Origin of the sequence: Paraburkholderia sp. BR10882, from assembly GCF_040948855.1 — a bacterium.
GTDB lineage: Bacteria > Pseudomonadota > Gammaproteobacteria > Burkholderiales > Burkholderiaceae > Paraburkholderia > Paraburkholderia nodosa_A.
On sequence record NZ_JBFPKP010000004.1, the window covers coordinates 239,547 to 263,230 of the forward strand.

At 62.1% G+C, this 23,684-nt stretch carries 24 protein-coding genes; 18 read left to right on the forward strand and 6 right to left on the reverse strand.

What is annotated here, in order from left to right; genetic code table 11:
- Window positions 1-155: 155 nt before the first annotated feature.
- On the forward strand, window positions 156-1,130 hold the full coding sequence (locus AB3X99_RS13425; protein WP_368617177.1) for a GlxA family transcriptional regulator: 975 nt from the start codon (window positions 156-158) through the stop codon (window positions 1,128-1,130).
- Between the two features lie 20 nt (window positions 1,131-1,150).
- Here AB3X99_RS13425 and AB3X99_RS13430 read toward each other — a convergent pair whose 3' ends face one another.
- Window positions 1,151-2,131 carry a LysR family transcriptional regulator gene (locus AB3X99_RS13430; RefSeq protein ID WP_368617178.1) on the reverse strand — a complete coding sequence of 327 codons (981 nt, stop codon included), beginning with the start codon at window positions 2,129-2,131 and terminating at the stop codon, window positions 1,151-1,153.
- Window positions 2,132-2,358: 227 nt separating this feature from the next.
- On the opposite strand from AB3X99_RS13430, the gene AB3X99_RS13435 reads away from it, so the two are divergent.
- The 6 genes from AB3X99_RS13435 (at window position 2,359) to AB3X99_RS13460 (ending at window position 6,066) form a co-directional block, all read left to right on the forward strand.
- Window positions 2,359-2,745, forward strand: a complete 387-nt coding sequence (locus tag AB3X99_RS13435) for an aldehyde dehydrogenase family protein (RefSeq protein ID WP_368617179.1) — start codon at window positions 2,359-2,361, stop codon at window positions 2,743-2,745.
- Window positions 2,746-2,882: 137 nt separating this feature from the next.
- Complete coding sequence (locus tag AB3X99_RS13440; RefSeq protein WP_368617180.1) at window positions 2,883-3,782, forward strand: LysR family transcriptional regulator; 900 nt, start codon at window positions 2,883-2,885, stop codon at window positions 3,780-3,782.
- A gap of 152 nt (window positions 3,783-3,934) precedes the next feature.
- Window positions 3,935-4,720, forward strand: a complete 786-nt coding sequence (locus AB3X99_RS13445; RefSeq protein ID WP_254353343.1) for a glucose 1-dehydrogenase — start codon at window positions 3,935-3,937, stop codon at window positions 4,718-4,720.
- Window positions 4,721-5,003: 283 nt separating this feature from the next.
- A complete protein-coding gene (locus tag AB3X99_RS13450) occupies window positions 5,004-5,201 on the forward strand; it encodes a hypothetical protein (RefSeq protein WP_083245399.1) in 198 nt (65 codons plus the stop codon).
- A complete protein-coding gene (locus AB3X99_RS13455; RefSeq protein WP_254353341.1) occupies window positions 5,198-5,512 on the forward strand; it encodes a hypothetical protein in 315 nt (104 codons plus the stop codon). The genes AB3X99_RS13450 and AB3X99_RS13455 overlap by 4 nt, the downstream gene beginning before the upstream one ends.
- A gap of 11 nt (window positions 5,513-5,523) precedes the next feature.
- Window positions 5,524-6,066, forward strand: coding sequence for a nuclear transport factor 2 family protein (locus AB3X99_RS13460; protein WP_368617181.1), 543 nt, complete (start codon window positions 5,524-5,526; stop codon window positions 6,064-6,066).
- Between the two features lie 87 nt (window positions 6,067-6,153).
- Here AB3X99_RS13460 and folE read toward each other — a convergent pair whose 3' ends face one another.
- Window positions 6,154-6,789, reverse strand: a complete 636-nt coding sequence (gene folE, locus AB3X99_RS13465; protein WP_368617182.1) for a GTP cyclohydrolase I FolE — start codon at window positions 6,787-6,789, stop codon at window positions 6,154-6,156.
- 184 nt (window positions 6,790-6,973) lie between these two features.
- On the opposite strand from folE, the gene AB3X99_RS13470 reads away from it, so the two are divergent.
- The gene (locus AB3X99_RS13470; protein WP_368617183.1) at window positions 6,974-7,951 is read left to right on the forward strand and encodes an NAD(P)H-dependent flavin oxidoreductase; all 978 of its coding nucleotides are present in this window, start codon (window positions 6,974-6,976) and stop codon (window positions 7,949-7,951) included.
- A gap of 74 nt (window positions 7,952-8,025) precedes the next feature.
- Here the strand turns inward: AB3X99_RS13470 and AB3X99_RS13475 are convergent, their stop codons facing one another.
- Complete coding sequence (locus AB3X99_RS13475; RefSeq protein WP_368617184.1) at window positions 8,026-9,672, reverse strand: MBL fold metallo-hydrolase; 1,647 nt, start codon at window positions 9,670-9,672, stop codon at window positions 8,026-8,028.
- A gap of 42 nt (window positions 9,673-9,714) precedes the next feature.
- A complete protein-coding gene (bktB, locus tag AB3X99_RS13480; protein WP_069266503.1) occupies window positions 9,715-10,896 on the reverse strand; it encodes a beta-ketothiolase BktB in 1,182 nt (393 codons plus the stop codon).
- A 354-nt stretch (window positions 10,897-11,250) separates the two neighbouring features.
- On the opposite strand from bktB, the gene AB3X99_RS13485 reads away from it, so the two are divergent.
- From AB3X99_RS13485 to AB3X99_RS13520, 8 genes are all read left to right on the forward strand, one after another.
- Window positions 11,251-13,182, forward strand: a complete 1,932-nt coding sequence (locus AB3X99_RS13485; protein ID WP_368617185.1) for an AMP-binding protein — start codon at window positions 11,251-11,253, stop codon at window positions 13,180-13,182.
- Window positions 13,183-13,187: 5 nt separating this feature from the next.
- A complete protein-coding gene (locus AB3X99_RS13490; protein WP_342947348.1) occupies window positions 13,188-14,399 on the forward strand; it encodes an acyl-CoA dehydrogenase family protein in 1,212 nt (403 codons plus the stop codon).
- Between the two features lie 79 nt (window positions 14,400-14,478).
- A complete protein-coding gene (locus AB3X99_RS13495; RefSeq protein WP_368617186.1) occupies window positions 14,479-15,639 on the forward strand; it encodes an acyl-CoA dehydrogenase family protein in 1,161 nt (386 codons plus the stop codon).
- 19 nt (window positions 15,640-15,658) lie between these two features.
- Complete coding sequence (locus tag AB3X99_RS13500) at window positions 15,659-16,396, forward strand: enoyl-CoA hydratase (protein ID WP_368617187.1); 738 nt, start codon at window positions 15,659-15,661, stop codon at window positions 16,394-16,396.
- Between the two features lie 79 nt (window positions 16,397-16,475).
- Window positions 16,476-17,270 carry an enoyl-CoA hydratase/isomerase family protein gene (locus tag AB3X99_RS13505; RefSeq protein ID WP_368617188.1) on the forward strand — a complete coding sequence of 265 codons (795 nt, stop codon included), beginning with the start codon at window positions 16,476-16,478 and terminating at the stop codon, window positions 17,268-17,270.
- 51 nt (window positions 17,271-17,321) lie between these two features.
- On the forward strand, window positions 17,322-18,101 hold the full coding sequence (locus AB3X99_RS13510; protein WP_368617189.1) for an SDR family NAD(P)-dependent oxidoreductase: 780 nt from the start codon (window positions 17,322-17,324) through the stop codon (window positions 18,099-18,101).
- A gap of 33 nt (window positions 18,102-18,134) precedes the next feature.
- Window positions 18,135-19,115 carry an NAD(P)H-dependent flavin oxidoreductase gene (locus AB3X99_RS13515; protein WP_368617190.1) on the forward strand — a complete coding sequence of 327 codons (981 nt, stop codon included), beginning with the start codon at window positions 18,135-18,137 and terminating at the stop codon, window positions 19,113-19,115.
- Between the two features lie 128 nt (window positions 19,116-19,243).
- Window positions 19,244-19,924 carry a TetR/AcrR family transcriptional regulator gene (locus tag AB3X99_RS13520; protein ID WP_083245401.1) on the forward strand — a complete coding sequence of 227 codons (681 nt, stop codon included), beginning with the start codon at window positions 19,244-19,246 and terminating at the stop codon, window positions 19,922-19,924.
- Window positions 19,925-19,945: 21 nt separating this feature from the next.
- Here the strand turns inward: AB3X99_RS13520 and AB3X99_RS13525 are convergent, their stop codons facing one another.
- The gene (locus AB3X99_RS13525) at window positions 19,946-20,833 is read right to left on the reverse strand and encodes an SDR family NAD(P)-dependent oxidoreductase (protein WP_368617191.1); all 888 of its coding nucleotides are present in this window, start codon (window positions 20,831-20,833) and stop codon (window positions 19,946-19,948) included.
- Between the two features lie 26 nt (window positions 20,834-20,859).
- Between AB3X99_RS13525 and AB3X99_RS13530 the strand changes: the two genes are divergently transcribed.
- Together AB3X99_RS13530 and AB3X99_RS13535 are read left to right on the forward strand one after the other, a co-directional pair.
- Complete coding sequence (locus AB3X99_RS13530) at window positions 20,860-21,417, forward strand: nuclear transport factor 2 family protein (protein WP_368617192.1); 558 nt, start codon at window positions 20,860-20,862, stop codon at window positions 21,415-21,417.
- 41 nt (window positions 21,418-21,458) lie between these two features.
- Entirely contained in the window at window positions 21,459-22,610 is a 1,152-nt protein-coding gene (locus tag AB3X99_RS13535) for a Gfo/Idh/MocA family protein (RefSeq protein WP_368617193.1), read from the forward strand.
- A 22-nt stretch (window positions 22,611-22,632) separates the two neighbouring features.
- Here AB3X99_RS13535 and AB3X99_RS13540 read toward each other — a convergent pair whose 3' ends face one another.
- Window positions 22,633-23,568: a FadR/GntR family transcriptional regulator gene (locus AB3X99_RS13540; protein WP_368617194.1), complete on the reverse strand. Its 936-nt coding sequence runs from the start codon at window positions 23,566-23,568 to the stop codon at window positions 22,633-22,635.
- Between the last annotated feature and the right edge of the window lie 116 nt (window positions 23,569-23,684).

Here is a 23,684-nt window from a genome sequence, read left to right on the forward strand (position 1 = left end):
CGCGGCTATGGGTGGCGGGTAGCGGCTCCGCTCTTCCCGCCATTCTTTTTGCTGACAATGGTGACGATGATGCGTGCTAAGATCGCCGCGAAAGAGGATCAAATTCTGCATATAAGGGGATCGAAATTCGCAGGCCCGCCACGCCGACTGAGCCAGTGAAAGACGTTGCCGCGCTCGTGCTGCCGGGCACCTATCTGTCGAGCGTAGGCGCGCTGGTGGATGGGTTCGCGCTCATTGCGCGACATGTATTTACGCAGTTCGCGCCGCCATACCGCCACACGATGAAGACGCAGGTGCGCCTGTTGAGCGCCACCGCGGGCGGTCTGGAGTTCGCCGGCGGCCGGAAGATGGATAGTGACGGCGACTTGCTGGGCGACGCCGAGTACAGCATCGTCTACGTCCCGGCCTTTGCGGTGGCCAGCGAAGAGGCGCTCGTTACGCTGCTCGAACACGCACAGCCGGTGACGGAGTGGCTGCGTTGGCAACGTTCCCGGGGCGCGGTACTGGCCGCAAGCGGCACAGGGGTATTGCTGCTCGCTCAGGCAGGCCTTCTCGACGGTGGCCCTGCGGCTGTCCCGCGCGTGCTCAGGGGCTTGCTGCGCTCGCGCTATCCCAAGGTGCGCGTAGACACAGGCGCCACGATCGCGGAGCACGCAGGTGCACACACCTGCAGCGTGCCGGCAAGCGAATGGCAACTCGTGGCGCGCCTCGTCGATCGTGCGATTTCATCGCATACCGCTCAATGGCTCGCCTCGACGACAGGCACGGATGGCGAGCGCGAGGAAGGCCGCCTGTCGAGCGACGATCCGCTCGTAAGCAGCGCGCAGTTCTGGCTCGCGCAGCGTTTCGCCCAGGACTTCAGGATCAGCGAACTGGCGGACGTGCTGGCCGTCAGTCACGCTACGTTGCTGCGCCGCTTCACACGAAGCCTCGGCATGACGCCGCGGGCTTATGCAAGCTCATTGCGAATCGAGGCAGCAAAGCGCATGCTGCGCAACACTCAGGTCTCAATCGAGCAGATCGCCGTCATGGTGGGCTATTCAGATGTGCGCGCGTTTCGCAACATCTTCCACAAAAACGTTGCGATGAGTCCTTCCGCGTATCGACGGCGCGGTGCCGGCCACGAATGAAGAATGAAGCTGCCCGGCATTCAGGCGGCAAAGGTGTCGAGTTCCGCTTTGCCGGTATCGGTCGAACGAAACCGTTCGAGCAGGTAATCCACAAAAACCCTGACTTTCGCGGGCAGATACTGGCGGTGGGGGTAGTGCACGTAAATGCGCGGCCCCGTGCCATCAGCCTCGTCGCCGCGCACCCGGTATTCGGGAAGCACGATCTTGAGTGCCCCGCTACGCAGATACGGTAGCACCACGGGCACGGAAGACGGCGTGATCCCTGCGCCACTGAGCGCTGCGACGAGGCTGGTGTCCGGCTGGCCTGCCACGGTTAGACGCCCGCGGGGATGGTGGACGAATGTCCTGTCCTTCCGGGCGCCGCGCTTTCGCGTACTTCCTGGCATGCGTTCGAGATGAAGCGCGGCGAGTCCGAACGGCATACGGATGCCGACGAATTCGTGTTCCGCCAGTTCCTCCGGTGTTTGAGGAACGCTCTTGCGTTCCAGATAGCCCGGGCTCGCGACCAGTACGATGGGGTAGTCGCACAGCGGACGGCAGACATGATTAGTTCCGCGTCCCCGCGCGTGCTGAATACTGACGTCGACGCCGTCGTTGACGAGGCTTGGCGCAATTTCGTCATAGCTGATATCGATTTCGACGAGCGGATAGCGTTGCAGAAATTCCGCGATCACCGGAGTCAGGCAATGCCTCCCGAACGTCGGCGTGACGGATACCTTGATCATGCCCTCCGGATGCTCGGGACTGCGCCGCACATCGGCGACGGCTTCGTCGAGCTGATTCAACAACGGCGCCACCCGTTGATAGAACTGCCGCCCCTCGCTCGTGAGGCTCAACTTGCGTGTGGTCCGGTTGAAAAGGCGCACGCCGAGTTCACGCTCCAGCGCCGCGATACTCTTGCTGATGGCAGGCGGCGTGACCTGTAGCCGGGTTGCCGCCGCGATGAAGCTGCCGCAACGGACGGCCTGAACGAAAGGCTGCAGATTCCGGATTTCTGGCATCGTCGATTAATGAAAAAAAGTCACTCTAAATGTTCCGTTTAGTAAGCAGTGTAGAGCATGAGCCGACGCTAGAATCGAATTTATCAGAGGCGGCCCGCGCTGCGCGCGCCAGGCCGACCACGAAAATGCTCAGGAGACGACACGACTGACCTCGACGGCGCGTGACCGGCGCCGGTTCCTGCACGCGTCTCCTGCCTGTAGCAGTCAAACGCACAATGGAACGGCACATGGCACTTTCCCAATCGCACCGGCGCCCGCTCGACGTCCCCGGGCGCCTCTATATCGGCGGTGCATTCGTCGAAGCTGACGGCGCAGCCAGCGTCGAACATGTCAACCCTTCAACAGGGCGGCCTCAAGCCGTCGTGCCCCTCGGCAGCGTGAGCGATATCGACCGCGCCGTGAGGGCTGCCAGGGTGGCGCAACGCGTGTGGATGGAGATGGGGCCGCGCGCGCGGGCGCGAAGCTTTCGGCGCCTCGAGGATGCCGGACCAACGAACCGTCTTGCAGTTCGTATTCACGCTTCGAAATGTTCTCTTGCCCCATGCCTCTTCCAGTTCATCCGGGCGGCCCGTTTTATTCATAATTTAGAACGATATTCAAAAACGTATGTTTAATGCAGGTCTACGTCAAGTCCGCATGCACCCGATACCACCTGCGTTCAACAATGTGACCAGGGTTCATCCGCAGTGCACCGCAATAGGACAAAGGCGATATGCTGGCGGCACCCTCGATATCGAAGTCATATCAAGCCATGGAATTGCGGCATCTCAGGCACTTTGTAGCGGTTGCGGAGACCCAGCACTTCGGGCGTGCGGCTGCACGCCTTGGCATGGCTCAGCCGCCGCTCAGCCAGTCGATCATGCGGCTGGAGGAACAGCTTGGCATCAAGCTGCTCGAACGCACGCCGCGCGGTGTGACCCTCACGCCCGCGGGATCCGCCTTGCTCGCGGAAGCCAAGCCGCTCATCGCGCAGGCGGAATTGGCCGAGCGGCGGGTGCGTCAGGCAGCCGATGAACTGGCGAGCTTGAGCGTGGCGTTCGTGCCGATGTGCGCCCTACGCATCATGCCGCTGGCCATTCAGGGGCTGCGCAAGCAATGGCCGGGTGTCGATGTCCGGTTGATCGAGCGTGGTAGTGCCCTGACTGTCGCGAGCGTGAAAAACGGCAGCATCGACCTGGGCGTGGTCGTAACCAGCGCGGCGGACGTCTCGGGTCTGGAAAGCGTGGTGATCGAGCGCCTGCGCGTGGTGGCTGCGGTTCCCGCTAAATGGCCGGTCGCGACGCAGCGTTCGATTCGCATCGCGGATCTCGCTCGATATTCCCTCATCATGTTCCCTCAGCAGATGTCGCAACCGCTGTTCGCCGCGTTCGAAGCAGCACGGCGCGAGGAGGGCTTGTCGCCGCGAGTGACCCAGCAGGCTCGCCACCCCTATACGATGCTCAACCTCGTCGCTCACGAGCTGGGTGTCGGTTTGATGCTGGACTCGGCGCGATACTTGCCTGTGGAAGGCGTTGCTTACGTCGATATAGAAGATGTCCCGGCATCTGGCGAAACGGAAGTGTCACTGGTGTGGGCGGATAGACCCCACAAGCCCTGGCACCGCTCGATGCTCGACATCATGCGCGAAATCGCGTCGCCGCCCCCGGCGTGACACTCACAGCAGCACCGTTGCACCGATTCGTTCTCGCTGCTCCTTGCGTCATTCGTTTCGTCGTTCACCTTGACACCCCAAGACGGGGTGTTTATGTTTACGAATGACGTTCACAAAACAACCCGCTCGCATGGCGAGCCAAAGGAGGAGCAGTGAGCACGAATGTGGCGAGTCTTTTCAGTCTCGATCAGAAAGTAGCGGTGGTGACAGGGGCAGGTTCGGGTATCGGCCGCGAGACGGCGCTGTTGCTGGCGTCGGCCGGCGCCGCTGTGGTCGCGGCGGACCTGAACGAGGAAGCGGCGCAGGAAACGGTCAAACAAATCGAAAGCGCTTCAGGTAAGGCGATCGCCGTCAAGGTGGACATCGGCAATGAATCTTCGATTCTTGCGATGTACGAAACCGTTCAGGCAAAGCTCGGGCGTCTCGACATTCTCGTCAACAATGCGGGTATCTATCCGAAGACGCAATTCGTCGAAACGTCGGCCGAGAAGTGGGACAAGGTTCTCGGCGTGAACCTGCGCGGCACCTTCCTCTGCATGCGCGAAGCGATCAAGCGCATGCAAGCGGCCAAGCGCGGCGGTTCCATCATCAATATCTCGTCGGTGGCTTCGCTGCAGCCCGTAATCTTCGACAACGGCGATTACGGCGCATCGAAGGCGGGTGTCAACAATCTCACCAAAGTGGCTGCTCTCGAATTTGCAGCAGACGCAATTCGTGTGAACGCAGTGTTGCCCGGCGGCGTGGCGACCGAGGGCGCAGCTGCATCGACCAAGGTCCATCAGGCAAGCGGCCCGATTACGCAGCCCGGCCGTATGCCCCTGGGCCGCATTGGCGTCGCCTCCGATATCGCGCGCGCCGTGCTGTTCTTTGCCTCGCCGGCATCGGACTATGTCACCGGCCAGCTCCTGGCTGTCGACGGCGGTTTCCAGGTTTCCTGATCGCCCCTCGGCGGCCCGTTTTTCGCGTTGCGAAGCCGCATCGGCGATGCGGCCTGGGCTGCCTTTTGCTTTGCCCAAATTGCATACGATCCGTTGCGCACAATTGACCGTGTGCGTAGCTTGCGCTCGCGCATACGCTGCACGCTACGCCCTGGCGGCTGGTGAAAACACCGACACAGTTAATTGAACGAGTTGTTGCATAACGGAACTTCGTCACCTACGATGTCGACATAGAGGCGCCACGAATGCGCCCGCGTGGCACAAGCCTGATCGGAGACATGCGATGTACCTGCTCGACAGCGATTTACGTGGCCCTCTCGCGGACTACACGTTCCACCATCGGCGCCAGCCTGCTGGCAGCCATCCTCCCTCGTCGGACGAATCGGATCGCGCAAAACAATCGAATTGGGCGGCGCGTGCGCTGGGTGCGATGGCGCACCGTATCTTCGGCAAGCTGCGCATGGAGGGGGCGGCACGATGAAAACGATGCCTGGCGAGCGCGCTCGAGAAGCGCGCAGGGTATGGCTCCCGCTTATCCTCTTGTCGATTTCGGCAGCGGCGATCTGGCTGCTGCAACGCGACTTGCGCATGGAAGAGTTGGGCCGTTCGGCGCTGTTCGACGTTGTGATGACGATTGCCGTGCTCGGTGCAACGGCATTCGCGGGCCTCGTTGGGTGTGCGATTGCGAGTCGCGCGCAGGAAGAGGAAACCGATTTGTCGACAGGTGAAGGGTATTGCTTCATTGGCGCGGTGATCGGCGCGGTGGTCTTTTTCGTCGCTATGACATACTAACGGTAGAAACCATGAACGAAGTGCTGAGCGCACGCTTGGAAGCGCTGTTGGACAAACAGGCCATACTCGAATGCGTGCACCGCTATTGCCGCGGGGTCGACCGCATGGACCGTGAGTTGACGCTGTCAGCGTACCATCCGGATGGGATCGATGACCACGGCGCATTCGTTGGTAATGCAAAGGAATTCGTAGATTGGGCCTTTGCGTACCATGCCGAGCATCAGCTCTCGCACCACCACATGGTCTTCAATCACAGTGTCGAACTGCAGGGCGACGAGGCGCACGGGGAAACGTACTGGCTTTTCTTCGGCGAGAATCGCGTCAAGCCGGACACGCTTGCGGTGGGGCGCTATGTCGACCGCTTCGAAAAGCGCAATGGCGTGTGGGCGATTGCCGCCCGCGTCTGCATCTCGGAGGCGATCAACGAGCTCACGCCTGCCGTAGTGCCTGCTGCCTGGCGCGAAGTCTTGATGAGCAATGGCGTGAGTTCGAGAAATCGCGAAGACGTTTCTTACGAGCGGCCTCTCACGACACGTCAGTCCAGCGAGGTTTAGGGGCTTGCGTAAGCGTCGCGCGAAGCTCGTCACGAATAACCAGCATCTCATGCAAGCCAACGTCGGCGTGGAGCCGACGTTGGCTTTTTAGCTATTGGGCAGCGGCATGATCGTGCTGTGGCCTACGATCGACAGAAACTCACGGCGCGTTGAGGGATCGTCGCGAAACGCACCCAGCATCCGGCTCGTCACCAGCGAAGCGCCGGGTTTATGCACGCCGCGCGTGCTCATGCACTGATGCGCGGCTTCGAGGATCACGGCAACTCCCTTGGGCTGTAACACCGTGTTCAACGCATCGGCGATTTGAACGGTCATCTTCTCCTGAATCTGCAGACGCTTGGCATACACGTCGACGAGGCGAGCAAGCTTGGAGATGCCGACCACACGATGCTCGGGCAGGTAAGCAACGTGTGCGCGCCCGATAATGGGCACCATATGGTGCTCGCAATAGCTTTCGAAGCGGATGTCTTTTAGCACCACCATCTCGTCGTAGCCATCCACTTCGGAGAACGTCGTAGCAAGAATCTGCATCGGATCGGATTCGTATCCGCAGAAGAACTCGCGATACGCGCGCGCGACGCGTGCGGGTGTTTGAGTGAGACCTTCTCTTTGGGGGTCGTCGCCCGCCCATCGGATAAGCGTTCGCACGGCTTCTTCCGCCTGATCGCGCGTCGGGCGAACCGACGCTACCTCAGTGCCAATTTCTTTGTCTCGCGTGTTCATCAACTCTCCTGATCATTCATGCCTCGTGCAATCCGACGCGCGTGCGCGTGTGCTGCGCACCCGTATCGGCAACGTGAATAAAGTGTATATAATTGTACGGTGTTCGTAAATACAAACGCGTGTACCTCGCTCGACGTGCCGCGCGCTGCAGAAGCAGGTTGCACTTACATCACAGGATCAGTACATGAAAACGCGCATTACAGAGTTGCTTGGGATTCGATATCCCATCGTTCAAGGCGGCATGATGTGGGTGGGCCGCGCGGAACTGGCCGCTGCCGTCTCGAACGCCGGTGCGCTCGGCACCATCACCGCGCTCACGCAACCCACGCCGGAGGCGCTGAGCAACGAGATTGGCCGCGTTCGATCGATGACGGACCAGCCGTTCGCGGTGAACCTGACGATTCTGCCGACGATCAAACCGGTTCCGTACGATGAGTACGTGCAAGCGATCGTGGAGAACGGCGTGAAGGTGGTCGAGACGGCGGGGCGTAATCCCGAGCCGCACATGCCGGCGTTCAAGGCTGCAGGAATCAAGGTCATCCACAAATGCACCTCCGTGCGGCACGCGCTGAAAGCAGAGGCATTGGGGTGTGACGCCGTGAGCGTGGACGGCTTCGAATGTGCCGGCCACCCAGGCGAAGACGACGTGCCCAACCTCATTCTGTTGCCCGCGGCCGCCGCGAAGCTGCGTATACCGATGCTGGCATCGGGCGGTATTGCCGACGCGCGCGGCATGGTCGCCGCACTCGCGCTCGGTGCGGACGGCATCAACATGGGCACGCGATTCATGGCCACGCAGGAAGCGCCGATTCATGAGAACGTCAAGCGCAGGCTGGTCGAGAACGACGAGCGCAACACGGCGCTGATTTTCCGCACGCTGAAGAACACCTCGCGCATTTTCAGAAATTCAGTTGCGGAGAAGGTGCTGGAACTCGAATACAAGGAAGGCGCGACGTTCGCGGATCTCAAACCACTCGTGAGTGGCGAGCGCGGAAAGCGCATGTACGAAACGGGGGATACGGAAGATGGAACGTTCCCTGCCGGTCTCGCGATCGGGCTGATCGAGGATATTCCCACCTGCGCGGAACTCGTGAGCCGGATGGTTGCTGAGGCGCGCGCACTCATTCACGGCCGGCTGGCAGCATTTGCAGAAGATAACTGAGCGTGCGCTAAGGCGCCTTTCGAATCGTCTGCCCGTGCCCGGATTGAAAACGGGCGCGCGCAGGCAGTTTGCATTCAGCAACGCGGGGCTCGTTCGTCTAACCGTTCGAGATGAGCAAGCAGCGAGCGGGCCGCGGCTGGCCAGAGCTTTGCCGGTACGTCGTCGTAAGCATGGCGTAGCCAGTCATCGATCGAGCCGTTCGGCAGTGTCTTCACTGCCTGCGCGATCTTTGCTTCCCGCGCCATGCGGTGCGCCTTGAGGCGCGCGATCTGCTCACGCGCGCGGTCGAGCACGTAGCCGTGTGCAGGCAGAATGAAGTCGATTTCATGTTCGGCGCAGATCGCGTCCAGCCGGTCCAGCGACGCGAGGTACGCAGTCATGTTGCCGTCGGGCGGATCGATGATGGTCGTGCTTCCATTCAGGATGTGGTCTCCGCTGAATAGCAATCCGTCCTCGACGAGGACGAGGCACACGTGGTTGCTCGCGTGCCCCGGTGTCGGAACGACAAGCAATCGATGTGTCTCGCCGTCACAGGCAAGCGCGAGCCATTCACCGTCGCGCAGTTCGCGGTCCGGGACGAAATGGCTACTCGCCCTCGCAAAGGACCCGGACGGCAGGCCGAGGATCGCTGGCTTGTTCGCGCACATGGCTTGCAGTGGCCGCGCGCCGGGCGCGTGGTCCGCGTGCGAGTGCGTGCAGACGATCATACGGATGTCGCCACCCGTTGCGGCGAGAATGCGCTGGAGGTGCGCCCGATCGTCAGGCCCCGGATCGATCACGATGAAGCCGGTTGCCGCTGTGCCAACGATATAGCTATTCGTGCCGGGTCCCGTCATCATGCCGCCGTTCGCGACGGTCAGCCGCATCACGTTTTTCAGCAGCGGGACGGCCTCGGTTGATCGCCAGTCGAGCGCGTGAAGTACCTGGCCATCAGGGCACACGAGGCGAAGCTCCCCGTACGGCGCGTCGCCTTCCATGCAACGCACGACGTTGCCGGCTTTCAGGCCACCGCGCGGACAACTGCTCCACAGCGGTTTTTCACCGGCGCATGCCGCAAGCAACGCTTCGACCGAGTCGAACGAACGAAGGCGTTCGAGCGTGCGCACGGTTGGGAAGATCATGGCGAAGTCGCCCGCAGCGTGGCGCGCGAGGGCGTCGGAGGGATTGACCCACACCGGTTCGAATTGCTCGGCGCCATCCGCGACAGCGGTTTGTCCGGCAGGCATGCGCGCCACGAAAAACTGCACGTCGAAGCGCCGAGGCAGGTCGCGGTCGGTGATCCAATGCGCAAGCGGATAAATGCAGTCGGCGGCGAGCGTGAGGCTTCGCTGCGCGCAATGTTCCCCGATCGCCGCGCTTCGGTCGAGCGTCGCCATATCGCTGTCGTCGACGAACGCGCCATCGCTTCGCCGCGCGAGCAACACGCCTAGCTCCTCGAATGTCTCGCGTATGGCGGCCACAGCCTGAACTGCCTGCGCTTCGTCTTGCGTGCCGCGTCGTGACGCGCACGCGGCGATGCGTGCATCGGACGGATCGATGGCGCCACCAGGGAAGACAAAGGCGCCCGGTGCGAAGCTCGCTTGCGCCGAGCGCCGCGTCATCAGCACTTCAATGGCCGGCGCACCTTTGTATTGAGCGTTGCGCAGCAACAGCATCGTTGCCGCCGGGCGCGGTGAAACGGGTTGGCGCTGCGCGTGGAGCAGCTGTTCGGGGCGTACCACGTCACTCCCTCTGATTCAATGAATAGCCGCTTGCGTGTAGCGCTAAATGCGTTCGAAGACTGCTGCGATGCCCTGGCCGCCGCCGATGCACATCGTGACGAGCGCATAGCGGCCGCCGCAACGGTGCAGCTCGTGAATCGCTTTCACCGCAATGACGGCGCCGGTCGCGCCGATCGGATGGCCGAGCGAGATGCCCGAGCCGTTTGGATTGACCCGGGCGCTGTCGAATTCCAGCTCCTTCGCGACGGCGCAAGCCTGCGCGGCGAATGCTTCGTTCGCTTCGATCACGTCGAGATCCGCCACGGTCAAGCCCGCGCGTTGCAATGCCTTGCGTGTTGCAGGCACCGGGCCAATGCCCATGTATTGAGGATCGACGCCTGCGTGAGCCCAGGACACGAGCCGCGCGAGTGGACGAAGGCCGCGTTGCTCGGCAGCGCGGCGCGCCATCAGCAGGACTCCCGCAGCGCCGTCGTTGAGGCCGGACGCGTTGCCGGGCGTCACGGTGCCGTCCTTCTGGAATGCGGGACGCAATTTGGCGAGATCCGCGGCGGTCGTGCCGGGCCGTACATGCTCATCCGTATCGAACACGCTGTCGCCCTTTTTCGTGCGGAGTGCTACAGGCACGATTTGCTCGCGGAAGTGGCCATCATGTATGGCTCGTGCGGCGCGCCGGTGCGACTCGACGGCGAGCTGGTCCTGGTCGTCGCGCGAAACGCCGTACTTCTTCGCGACGTTCTCCGCCGTCACGCCCATATGGCAAGCGCTGAACGGGTCCGTCAACGCGCCGGCCATCATGTCGATCAGGCGGATGTCGCCCATGCGTGAGCCCCAACGCGCGCTAGTGGCAACGTACGCTGCGCGCGACATGCTTTCCGCGCCTGCGCCGATGGCGATTTCGGTCTCGCCGAGCGCGATGGCCTGGGCGGCGGAAATGATGGCCTGGAGGCCGGAGCCGCACAGCCTGTTGAGTGTCAGCGCCGGGGCGTCCGCACTCACGCCGCCCTCGAGCGCCGCCACTCGCGCGAGGTACATGTCGCGAGGCTCCGTATGGATCACATTGCCGAACACCACGTGGCCGACATCGTCGCCCGGCAGATTCGTGCGGTCGAGCAGCGCGCGAACGACCGTCGCGCCAAGTTGCGTAGGCGGAACGCTCGCCAGGGCACCACCAAAATCTCCAATCGCCGTGCGAACGGCAGCGGTGACGACAACCTCATCCGACATGATGGCTCCTTGATCCGGCGCTCGGCTACGACCTGCGCATCGCGTTTAACAATATGAATGACATTCATAAAGTAGCGCATTTCTTGTTCCATGTCCACGTTATTGTGCAGTGCGCAAGGATGCAATCGAGCCGCGCATTTCGACGCGTATTCGCGTCAGATGCGAGTTGCGCATCTGACCTTCCTTGCGGGTGACAACCGGATAGACGTCCGTTCGATTTCGCGTTATGCTGGTTCAACATGATGATCAACGTTCAATTATTGGTTGCTATGGAGCTGCAAGAATTGCGTCTGCTGGAAGATGATGCGAACGCTCTCAGGACATGGCCTGCCAGATAACAACAGGACGATTCAGATGGATGCAGGTACGGCTTCGCACGATGCCCTCATGGATGTACCGTTTCGCCCGATTCGCCTTGGCAGCATGGAAGCGATTGTCGAGCGCAGACCCGATGGCAGCGTGGTGTACGCACTGAAGGAACCGCTCGAACCGTATCCCGTCCGCTTGACGGAGCGGCTCGAACACTGGGCGAGTGTTACGCCCGAGCGCGCGCTGCTCGCGCGCCGCACGCCGGACGGCAAGTCCTGGGAGTCCCTCACCTATAAGCAGGCGTTCGACGGTGCGCGTGCGCTGGGGCAGGCGCTGCTCGATCGCGGTTTGTCCCAGTCGCGTCCGTTGATGATTCTTTCGGATCGAAGCTTCGAGCATGCGCTCTTTGCGCTTGCCGCATTGCACGTCGGCATTCCCTATATTCCGGTCACGCCCGCGTACTCGCTTTTATCGCAGGACTTTTCGAAGCTCAAGCAACTGGCGGCCGTGTGCACACCTGGGCTCGTGTTCGCGGACGACGGCGCGCAGTATGGCCGCGCATTGCGCGAGGTATTCGGTGACGTGGAGTGCGTCGTCGTTGGCCCGTTGCCGGAGGGCCGGGCCGGTTCGCGTGTCGCGGAGTGGCTGAAGACGCCGGTTACCGCCGATGTCGAAAAGGCGTTCAACGCAGTGGGCCCGGACACGGTGGGCAAGATCATGTTCACTTCGGGTACGACGGGCGCACCGAAGGGGGTGATCTATCCGCAGCGCATGTTGTGCAGCAATCGCCAGCAGGTCGCGCAGGTGTTCGCGTTTCTTCAGGACGGGCCGCCGGATCTCGTTGACTGGCTGCCGTGGCATCACACCTTCGGCGGCACGCATAACTTCGGCATGGTGCTGTACGGCGGGGGCACGTACTACCTGGACCCCGGCAAGCCAACGCCGGAGGAAATCGGCCCGACTGTGCAGGCGTTGCGTGAAATCGCGCCGGTGGTCTACCTCAATACGCCCCAAGGGTTGGCCTCGCTCATTCCGCATCTTCAGGCCGACAAGGCATTGCGCGAGAAATTCTTCAGCAAGCTCGCGCTGATCTACTACGGCGGCGCAAGTCTGCCGGAGTACATCTGGGCCGAACTCGACGAACTCGCCGTACGCACGATAGGCCAGCGCGTGCTCATCATGTCGGGCATCGGGGGCACGGAAGCGGGTCCCACGCCGATGTCGGCAGCCTGGGATCCGCGGCGCGAGGCGATCGCGGGATTGCCCGTGCCCGGCGTCAAAGTGAAGGTGGCGCCGGTTGGCGCAAAGCTGGAAATCCGCTTCCTTGGCGACTGTGTCACGCCCGGGTACTGGAAAGATCCCGAGCGCACCGCCGCCTCGTTCGACGAGGAGGGCTATTTCCGCTCCGGTGACGCCGCAACGTTCATCGACCCGCAGCGTATCGAGCTCGGCCTGCGCTTCGATGGCCGCATTGCGGAAAATTTCAAACTGTCCACCGGCACGTGGGTCAACGTCGCCGAGTTGCGTCTGCATGCGTTGAACATTTTCGGCCCGTATGCGCGCGACATTGTCATTGCGGGGCACGACCGCGATTACCTGACTGCGCTCGTATTCCCCGACGTCGAAGCGTGCCGTGCGCTGTGCGACGACCTTCACGAGCTCACGCCGAGCGTCGATCAGATCGTCAACAGCCGTGGTGTGCTGGCGTTCTTCCAGAAGGGCATCGACAAACTCGCTGCGCGACCCGGCGGCAGTTCTGCCCGTATCGCGCGCATTGTGCTCGAAAGCGAGCAGCCCACGCTCGACAGCGGTGAATTGAGCGCGAAGAGCGCGATTAGCCAGCGCAACGTGCTCGAGCGGCGTCGCGGCGTCGTAGAGGAGCTTTATCGCATGCCGCCCACGCCGCGCACGCTGGTCGGCAATGCCGGCGCTGCCGAAGCAGATCCTGTTCAACGTATCGAAAACGCTGGAAGCTAAAGAATATGGACTTTCGCGTAGACCCCGCCGACATTGCGTTCCGCGAAGAAGTGCGGGCTTTTCTCAAAGCGCACCTGCCGGCGGATATGGCGTTTCGCGGCCAGCAGGGCTTCCTCGCAGGCGACGACGATTCGCAGCGCTGGACCCGCATTCTGCATGAAACACGCGGATGGTCGGTGCCGCATTGGCCCGTCGCCGATGGCGGCACGGGCTGGACCGCGATGCAGCGCTACATCTTCGAGGAAGAGTGCTATCTGGCGGGCGCTCCAACGCAGAATCAGGCGGGTGTATCGCTCGTCGGACCCGTGATTTGCGAGTTCGGAAACGAAGAGCAGAAGCGCCGCTTTCTTCCACCGATTCAGCGCGGCGAAGTGTTCTGGGTGCAGGGCTTTTCGGAGCCGGGTTCGGGCTCCGATCTCGCGTCGCTGCGCACGACGGCGGTTCGCGATGGAGACCACTACATCGTCAACGGACAAAAGATCTGGACGAGCTTTGGCGCCTATGGCCAATGGAACTTCGTGCTGGTACGAACGGACAGCGAAGCGAAGCCGCAGAAGGGCATTTCATTCCTCCTGCTCGACATGGCGACGCCGGGTGTCACAGTGCGGCCCATCGGGTCGCTCGACGGTTGTCATCACCTGGCCGAAGTGTTTTACGACAACGTGCGCGTGCCCGCCGAAAACCTGATCGGCGAAGTGAACAAAGGCTGGGGATATACGAAGTTTCTGCTCTTTAACGAACGTGCGTTCCTCGGCGCCGAAGCACCGGCGCTCAAGCGTTATCTGCGCAAGATCCGGCACTACGCGTCGCGCGAGCGCGTGGCGGGCAGGCCATTGATCCAGGACCCCACGTTTGCCTCGCGTCTCGCGCAGCATGAACTGGAGGTTCGGGCGATCGATATGGCGGTGCAGAAGATTCTGCATCAAGGGATCGACGAGCGTAGCGGCGGCATGGCAATCGGGTCCATGCTCAAGGTGCGAGGCTCGGAACTTCACCAGAAGCTCACGGAGATGTTGCTGGAGGTGATTGGCGACTACGGCGCCGTGTTCTACCCCGATCCGAACGAGGAACATGCACTGCGCGACGCGTCGTTTATCGGGCCCGAATACGCGCCGGGCCTCGCCGCCGAGGTCTTCTACCGGCGCGCGTGCACGATCTACGGCGGCACGGCCGAAATCCAGCGCAACATCATCGCGAAGGCGATGTTCGATCTGTGACGCCTGCGTCGATCCAGGAACAGCCGTCGATCCCCGTTACGGGTGATCGCATCAATTGCCGGTAGATAGAGGGTGCAGCATGGACTTCGAGTTGAGCGACGAACAGCGGATGCTGCAGGAAAGCGCGCAGCGCTTCGTGCAAAAGAGCTATACGTTCGAACATCGCAGCAATCTGGCATCGCAACGCGGCGGTTTCTCGCGTGAGACATGGCGCGTGCTCGCAGAAATGGGCTGGCTTGGCATCGCGGTGCCGGAGGAAATGGGCGGGCTCGGTTTCTCGCCGGTGGAGAGCGCCATCGTGGCCGAGCAGATCGGGCGCGCACTCGTGCTCGAACCCTACGTGATGTGTGGCGTGTTTCCGGCCTCGCTCGTCACGCGCTGCGGGCGCGAAGGACAGCGCGAAACCATGCTCGGGGAAATCGTCTCCGGCGAAGCCGTTTATGCGGTCGCGCACAGCGAGCGCGAGGCGCGAGGCCAGGTGCACTACGTCACGGCCACGGCGCAGAAGACGGCAGACGGCGCCTGGCGCCTGGACGGCTACAAAACGCTCGTGGTAGGTGCACCCGTTGCCGACCGGCTGCTTGTCGTCGCTCGCACCGCGGGTGCGGCCGGTGACAAGGACGGCATCGGTATTTTTCTCGTCGATCCGAAGCAGGCGGGCGTGACGCTCAAGACGTGCGCGCTGCTCGACGGCACGCCGTCGGCCGATCTGCTGCTCGATGGCGTGATCGTGGCAGATGCCGATGTCGTCGGCGAGCCAGGGCGCGCTTACGAAGGACTACAGGCCGCAGTTGACGAAGCCATCGTTGCGATTTGCGCGGAACTGGTGGGCGATATGGAAGACGCCATTGAACTCGCTTCGGACTACCTGAAAACACGCAAGCAGTTCGGCGTTCCTATTGGCAGCTTCCAGGCGCTGCAACACCGTATGGCCGACATGGCGATCGATGCCATGCAGGCGCGCGCAACACTGCACCGTGCATTGCTTGCGCTCAGCGAGGACAGCGCGAAGCGAAGCGTGGAGATCTCAGGCTGCAAGGCGCAGACCACGCGCAGTGCGAAGTTCGTCACGCAGCAAGGCATTCAGTTGCACGGCGGTTATGGCATCACGAACGAATACAAGGTAGGTCATCACTATCGCCGCCATCTGGTGCTCGACGCGTTGTTCGGCAACATGGACTATCACCTGAATCGCTACGCGTGCCAGATTCAACACGAGGCATTGGCGGCGACGGCTTGAACCTTATCGAGGCACTGCCATGGACGCAACAAGAACCGATCTGCTCGGCACGACGCGTGAGGACGCCGTTCTCACGCTTACACTGAACCGGCCCGAGGCGCGCAATGCGCTGAACCTTGCGTTGACCGAAGCGCTGGTCGAAGCACTGCGCCGCTTCGAAGCCGACGAAAGCCTGCGCGTGCTGATTGTGACGGGCGCCGATCCGGCCTTTTGCTCGGGGCTCGACCTCAATGACTTCTCCGCGCCCGATGCGCCGCGCGCGCGAGTCGCAGAAATGATCGACATGTGGCCGCACATCACCAAGCCGGTGATCGCGGCGGTGAACGGCGCCGCCGTTACCGGCGGGTTCGAGCTTGCAATGGGATGCGATTTCATCCTTGCGTCCGAGCGAGCGCGCTTTGCCGACACGCATACGAAAATCGGCGCGCTCGCAGGCGGCGGCATGACAGCGCGGCTGCCCTATATCGTGGGCCCGAGGTGGGCCAAGCAGATCAGCCTGACGAGCGAGCCGATCGACGCGGCAACCGCGTTGCGCATTGGTCTTGTGAACGAGGTGGTGGGTCACGATCAGTTGATGGAGCGGGCAAAGGCGGTTGCGAAGACGATTGCGAGCCGTCGTCCCGACCTCGTCGCAACCGTCAAGCAGGTGATCGATCAGGGCGCGCTGGCAACACTCCAGGATGCCTTGCGCATCGAGAAGGCCGCGCTGGCGGAACGAAAGCAACGCGGCAGCATGGCGTGGCAAGTTCAGAAATAATCGATTCGCCGAACAAGGCGCGTAACCCGGGCGCGGTAGCGCCGGCTCATCCAGCAACTCTAGCCCCACGGCGCCAAACATGACAAATCTATACGGCCTTCCAGACGATATTCAAGTCACGGCAGATGGCGGCCTGCGCATCATCACGCTCAACCGGCCCGACGATCTGAACGCGTCGACCACGGAGATGTTGTTTAGCTATCCAAAGCTATTCGCGGCGCTCGCTGACGATCCCGAGGCGAGCGTGGCCATTCTCACGGGTGCGGGGCGGGCATTCAGCGCAGGCGGAGACATGAACCATTTCGTCAAGACGCTCGACGACCCCGAGTTCGCCCGGCGGGTTCAAGAGAACGCACGCCAGACCATACACGGTTTCATCGACGTACCGATTCCGATTATCGCAGCGGTCAACGGCCCTGCGGTAGGGTGGGGCGCGACGATGGCCACGTTGTGCGACATCGTTCTGATGTCCGAGAAATCGTTTCTGGCCGAACCGCATATCAACATCGGTCTAGTCGTGGGCGATGGTATTTCCGTAGCGTGGCCGCTCTACACGAGCCTGCTGCGGGCGAAGGAACTGATCTTTACGGGCGATCGCATCACTGCGCAGCAGGCGGTTGAATACGGACTCGCCAACCGCGTCGTGGAGCCGGGCAAGCTGATGGACGAAGCGTTGGCGCTTGCCGAAAAGCTGCTCAAGCAACCGCGTCACGCGCTGCGCGAAACCAAGAAGCTGATGAATCTCCACCTCCATCGCAGCGCGGCGCTGATGCTCGACACGACGCTTGCGCGGCAGCTTGCGGCAACGCTCAGCAATGAGCATCACGAGATTGCCTCGGCGTTCATCGCTCAGCAGAAACGCAAACAGGGCTAATTGGCACGGTGATTCTCCTTCATCGGCACCCCATTCTTATGTGGAGTACGCATGGGCTCTTCGCTTTTCGACTTGACCGATAAGGTCGCCATCATCACGGGATCGAGTCGCGGCATTGGGTACGCCAGCGCGCTCGGCATGGCGGAACATGGCGCAAAGGTCGTCATTTCCGGGCGCAATGCCGACGCCTGCGAAACCGCCGCGCAAGCCATCAACGAAAAGATCGGCAGCCGCGTGGCCATGCCGTTTGCCTGCAACATCGGGCGCAAGGCCGAACTGCAAAATCTCGTGGACGCTGCGAACGGCAAGTGGGGCAGAGTCGATATCGTGATGGCCAATGCGGCAATTCATCCCTGGATTGGATCTGCCCTCGATTTGCAGGACGAAACGTTCAACAAGTTCATGCAAGTCAACGTGCAGAGCAATATCTGGCTCGTGCAGATGACCATTCCGGGCATGATCGAGCGCGGCTATGGCCGCTTCATTTCGGTGGCATCGGTGGTCGGTCTGTTCGGCGACGCCGTGACGGGAACCTACGGGCTCACCAAGGCCGCCGACATGCAACTGGTGCGAAACCTCGCGATGGAATTCGCAGCGAAGGGGGTCACTGCCAACTGCATTGCGCCGGGCACATTCAAGACCGAGATGGCGCGATCGCAGTGGGTAGACGAGGCGATGGTCGAATGGTACCGTGGCCGCAATCCGTCGCAACGCTTCGGCGAAGTCGAGGAGATTGCCGGGCTCGCCGTGCTTCTGGCGTCGCCCTCGGGTGGCTATATCAACGGCCAGACGATCGTGGTGGACGGTGGCCACACGATTTCGTTTCGCTGATTTGCGCGAGGAAACCGCATCGTGCGCCCACAGATGTTCAAGACGCGAATCACCGATCTGCTCGGCATTCGCCACCCCATTCTTTGCGGCGGTCTCGGGCCACGCGTGTCCGACGCTCGATATGTCGCCGCCGTCGTCAATGCAGGCGGCATGGGGTTCATCGTCGGCGCCGGCTTTCCCGATGCCGACGAATTTCGCAACGAGTTGCGGACCTGCCGTGAACTCAGCGGTGCGAAGAACTTCGGCGTCAATCTCTACATATCACGGCAAGCGGGTGGCGTGGAGCGCGTCAAGCAACAGATCCGCATTCTGATCGAAGAGAAAGTCGCTTGCGTAGAAACGGCGGGTGCGAGTCCGGAAGCGGTCGTGCCCATCCTCAAGGAGGCGGGCATCAAGATTTTGCACAAGGTGCCCGCTGTGCGCTATGCACATACGGCCGTGCGGATGGGCGTCGACGGTGTGATCGTCGTCGGCAACGAATGCGGCGGCCACCCCGGCATCTATCAGATCGGCAGTATCGTGCAGGCCGCGCAGGCGCCGCGGGAAGTTGACTTGCCTGTCGTGATTGGCGGCGGCATCGGTACGGGGCGCCAGCTTGCAGGCGTGCTGGCGATGGGGGCCGACGCCGTCATCATGGGCACGCGCATGATGGTTGCAGAGGAGCTGTGGATTCATCCCGAGGTCAAGGCGAAGGTGGTGGCGGGCGACGGCAGCGAGAGCGTCGTGGTCAAGTCTGCGATCCGTGATCACCACCGCGTGCTGCGCAACGAGAGCGCTGAGGCGGTCCTGGAGCTGGATCGCGCGCAGGTGACCGAATTCGAGCAATTCCGTCCTCACGTGATGGGCGCGCTCGCACACGATGCCTACGTGACTGGCGACACCCGCAAGGGCATGATCGACTACGGCCACGCGGCGGTCTTTGCCGATGCGGTGAGGAACGTCGAAGCCATCTTCGACGAGATGATCGACGACGCCGTAGCTGCGTCGGACCGGCTGGGCAAACTGATGACGTAGAAAGTTGTCATGGCGACGATAGAGCGTGCAGGGGTCTGGCAGGTCCGGCACACGTGGCCCCTGGGCTACAATCTCAGGCGTACTGGTTTCAATACCTGTAATGCATACGCAATCTCTATCGGCACGCCATGAACGCAGTGAAAAGGCCGCAGGCCACGCTTGAGGACGAGGCTTTGCCAGGTGCGAAGCGGGGGCGCCCATTCAAGGCCGACGCGGCGAAGCGCCAGGACGAACTGCTCGATCACACACTGGAGCAGTTCATGGCTGTGGGCTATCGAGCCGCGACCATGGACGGCATTGCGGCCTCGTTTGGCGCGAGCAAGTCCACGATCTACCGGCGCTATGGAAGCAAGGCCGGTCTGCTGAGCGCGGCGATGGAGCGCGGCGTTCCGCTGCTACTCGATCCGCTTGCCCAGGTCTCCACCGATGCTCGCCGCTCGCCGCGCTCGGTTCTGCGCGATTACGGCGAAATCATTCAGTCTTATCACGCCGATCCGAGCATACGCGCGATGTGGCGGGCGGTAAGTGAGGCGAGGGAAGAACTGGGCGACATGCTGGGGCACGTCGTAGAACAGCAGGATAGGGCGCTGGCTCCCATCGCCGACTATCTCGCTACGCTGGCACGCAACGGAAAGATCGCTGTTGCCGAGCCGCGTGCGGCCGCTGCGTGTTTCGGCGCGCTGACGAGTGGCGGTCTCGCCAGCTTCCTCGGCGAGCCGCCTCGCGAGAACGAGCGGCGAGGCGCGCTGGAGTTTGCGCTCACGCTGTTTCTGGACGGCATACTGCCGCGTGCGTCTGCACGGAAATAAGTGAGAGCTTGCGCTGCGGCGCTAACCAAACAGTTTGCACAACGTGCCGCCCATGGGAACGGGGAGCGTCGCGCCTTCGTCGTAAGGCCAGCGCAACATGCCGAGGGCGGCTGCGGCACCGCCGTCCACGTGCAGTACCTGACCTGTGATCGACCTCGCGAGGTCGGATGCGAGGAACAGCACGGCATTGGCGAGGTCGTCCGCGGCAGGAGGCGTTTGCAGCGGGATGTACATCTGAAAGGCCTTCGCCCACCATTCGGCCGGGGCGTCGGCGTTGAGCGAGCGCCATGGTTCGGGAATGGCTGCGGCGTTGCCCGCGCTGGGCGTCGTATCGGGCGCGATCAGGTTCACGCGTATTCCGTGCGGGCCGAGTTCCCATGCCATCGCTTTCGAGAAGTTCGTCGTTGCCGCTTTCGCGCCTGCGTAGACGGCAAAACCGCCGGCACCGCGATGTGCTTCGATGGTCGTGAAATTCACGATCGATCCGCCGCGCCCGCTGCGCTGTAATAGCGGCACCGCGTGACGCATCGATTCGACTACGTAGCCGAAATTGCGCTGAACGTCGTCGGCGCAATCGCGCTTCGCGCGTTCCATGAATGGCTGCATGCACGTGCCGCCAACCACGTTGACAAGCACATCGATACCGTCGAAGAAGCGCGCGGTCTCGCCATAGAACTGCGCGAGTTGGTCACTTCGTGTGGCGTCCGCATGCATGTCGAACACGCGGCGTCCCATCTCCCTTAGCGCCGCCGATGTGCTTGCAATGCTTTCGTCATCGATGTCGCAAAACGCGATGTCAACGCCGGCCTCGCCGAGCGCAAGCGCGATCGCTTTGCCAATTCCTGCCGCGCCACCAATCAACACGGCTCTGCGCCCTCCAAGCGCGCCCCTGCGATCCAGAAATTCCATCGGCTTCTCCTTTCATTGGGATGTGAGTGAGCGAAGAACACGGCAGAATCCGCGTATTGAATAATGGTACCGACGGTGCTATTGTTTCTCAAGGGTATCAAAGCAATGTGCCGAAGACGTCGATCCATGGAGGATCCTGCGTGACCGACATCGAACGACTCCTTGCAATCGAGGAAATCAAGCAGCTCAAAGCGCGTTATCTGCGCTGTGTCGATACGAAGCACTGGGAAGCATTCGGCGCAGTGTTCGCGCCTGATGGCCAACTCGACATCAGCGACGATGTGCCGGGATGCATTCTTGCGGGCAGGGAGAACATCGTGCGCGCGGTCAGTGTCCCGCTTGCCGGATGCGTAAGTGTTCATCACGGCCATTGCCCCGAGATCGATATCACATCGAGCACCACGGCCAACGGCACCTGGGCAATGGAAGACATGTTGCGCTGGGGGGCGAAGTCGGCGTATCCGAATCGCACACTGCATGGCTACGGCCACTATGTCGAGACCTACGAGAAGATCGACGGCCAGTGGCTTATCAAGAGCATGAAACTGCAGCGACTGCGCGTCGATGTCGGAGTGCAGACGTGAGTGCAATAAACCCATCGGATGCAAGACATGGAGAAGCGATCGTGACACGCAGAATCGGCATCATCGGCGCCAACTGGAGCCTGAAAGTGCACGGCAGCGCCTGGCGGCTGCTGCGGGATGTGGAGGTGGCGGCGGTCTGCACCGCGCACCGCGAGACCGCCGAAGCGGCGGCGCAGGCATTCGGCGTGCCGCGCGCGTATTGGAACGTCGCCGATCTCGTCGCCGATCCGACGCTCGACATCATCGATGTCGGCAGCAGGCCTGCATATCGCTACGACATGGTCATGGCTGCGCTCAACGCCGGCAAACACGTGTATGACGCGCTGCCCTTTTCGGTCGATACGGAGCATGCCGTTGCGCAGAGCGAACTCGCGGCGAAGAAAGGATTGGTTGGGGTCGTCGATGCACAGTTTCGTTGGGTGCCCGCAGCGATGCACATGCAGGCGCTGATCGCAGAAGGGTTCCTCGGCGAACCGCTCGGATTCAATTTTCAGCTGCTTCAGCCGCTGCGCAACCACGATGGTTTCATCTATCCACACGCGTCCTATCCCGGCGGCGGCGTCTCGCCCTACAAGTGGCTTGCCGATGCGCAAAGCGGTGGCAGCGCATGGCGCAATTTCGGCAGCCACATGGTGCTGCTGCTCATGCCGCTGCTCGGGCGGGTGAAGGCGGCCGCCGGTTCGGACACAACGGGCCTCAAGCAATGGCGCCTGCCGGACGGCAGCGTATTCACGCCGGACACCGCCGATCTCGGCTGTAGCGTGCTGCGCATGGAAAACGGCGCGCTAGGCACGGTCCAGACGAGTTGGGCCGTGGCCGACGGTCCGGGCATTCGCGCAGAACTTTGGGGAACGAAAGGACGCCTGCTCTATGTCGATCCCACGTTTGGCGATGGGGTTTCGTCGCGTCTTTACGCGGGAAAGCCGGAGCCATTCGAATTCGGTACTGCGGCAGGCGAGTGGCTCGAAACGCCCGCACGCTATTTCGAGGTGCCTGGAACTGGGTTCTCGAAGGAGAACGCGCCTTCGTATATGGTGTCGATGGGATGGATGTTTCACGACATGCTCCAGGCCATCGAGCAAAAACGGGCACCGTCACCCAGCTTCGAGGAAGCCACGCACGCGCACCGGGTGGTGGAGGCGGTGATCGAATCCGGCCGTAGCGGGAAGTGGATCGAGATCGGCGGTCGTTGAGGTTCGCGGGGAAACGTGAACGTTATTCGAGCCACGTTCTGATCCCAGCGATGTACTCGGTCATGTGCCCGCGGGCCTGATCCTTGTCGCGGGCGATGATTGCGCACGCAATCTCGCGATGGTATGCCTTGATTCTGGCGACGACCCGGTCTCGCTCGGGCCGGCTGCGCCGGTGAAACGTGGAATGGGCGTCGGCCAGTTGCAGGACGATGCCGTCGAAAAGGCGCAGAGCGGGATCGCCGCACAATTCGGCCAGCAGGAAATGAAATCGCAGGAGCGCATCGGCCCCTGCGCTGCCGTCGAGTTGCGCCTCGGCCTGCACCTGATCACGCAGACGTTGTTCGCCTTCCTGATCGAGTCGTTCCATGGCGAGGTGCAGGACGGCCAATTCGAGCGCGTGGCGAGTCGCGAGTATATCGCGCGGCGCGATGCCCGCATACTCCAGATAGACGCCGACGCCCTGCATCGTCGCGTTCAGGTCCGGCCGCGCGACGATTACGCTGCCGCCGGTGCCACGCTGCACCCTCACGATCGAGTGGTGCTCGAGCAGATGAATCGCGCCGCGCACCGTGGTGCGGCTTGATCCGTGGATCTTCATTAGATCCTGTTCTGAGCCGAGAGGCAGTCCCTCAGGCCACCCCAACTCGATGATGTGCTTCAGAAGCGACAAGAAGAGCGTCTGGGCACGCGTGATGGGTGTGCCGAGCGAATTGCGCTTGCGGCGCGGTTCGTCGGCCGGCGAGAGCGCAGGTGTCATTGCAGCCAGCATCGTGAGCCATTGCTGGCGCTGCGCTTCGGCAGGGTGCCTGCCTTCGCGCAGTTTCTCGCGGCGTTGCGTGGCGAACTGATTGAAGAGCGCGACGTCGGCTGCCGGCACGACTAGCGTCAGGCTCACCATGCCTTTGGTCTTTATTCGCGCGCGATATTCTGCGACGCGTTCGGCGGAGGATTTTGGCATGTCCAGTCTCGTCGCAACGATAAACGAACAGCGTTCAATATAGCGCACGCGATCGTTACATGTAACGAACTCTCTCTTCGCAATGGCGATGTGCTCTCCCGCGCAACTGCGAAAGT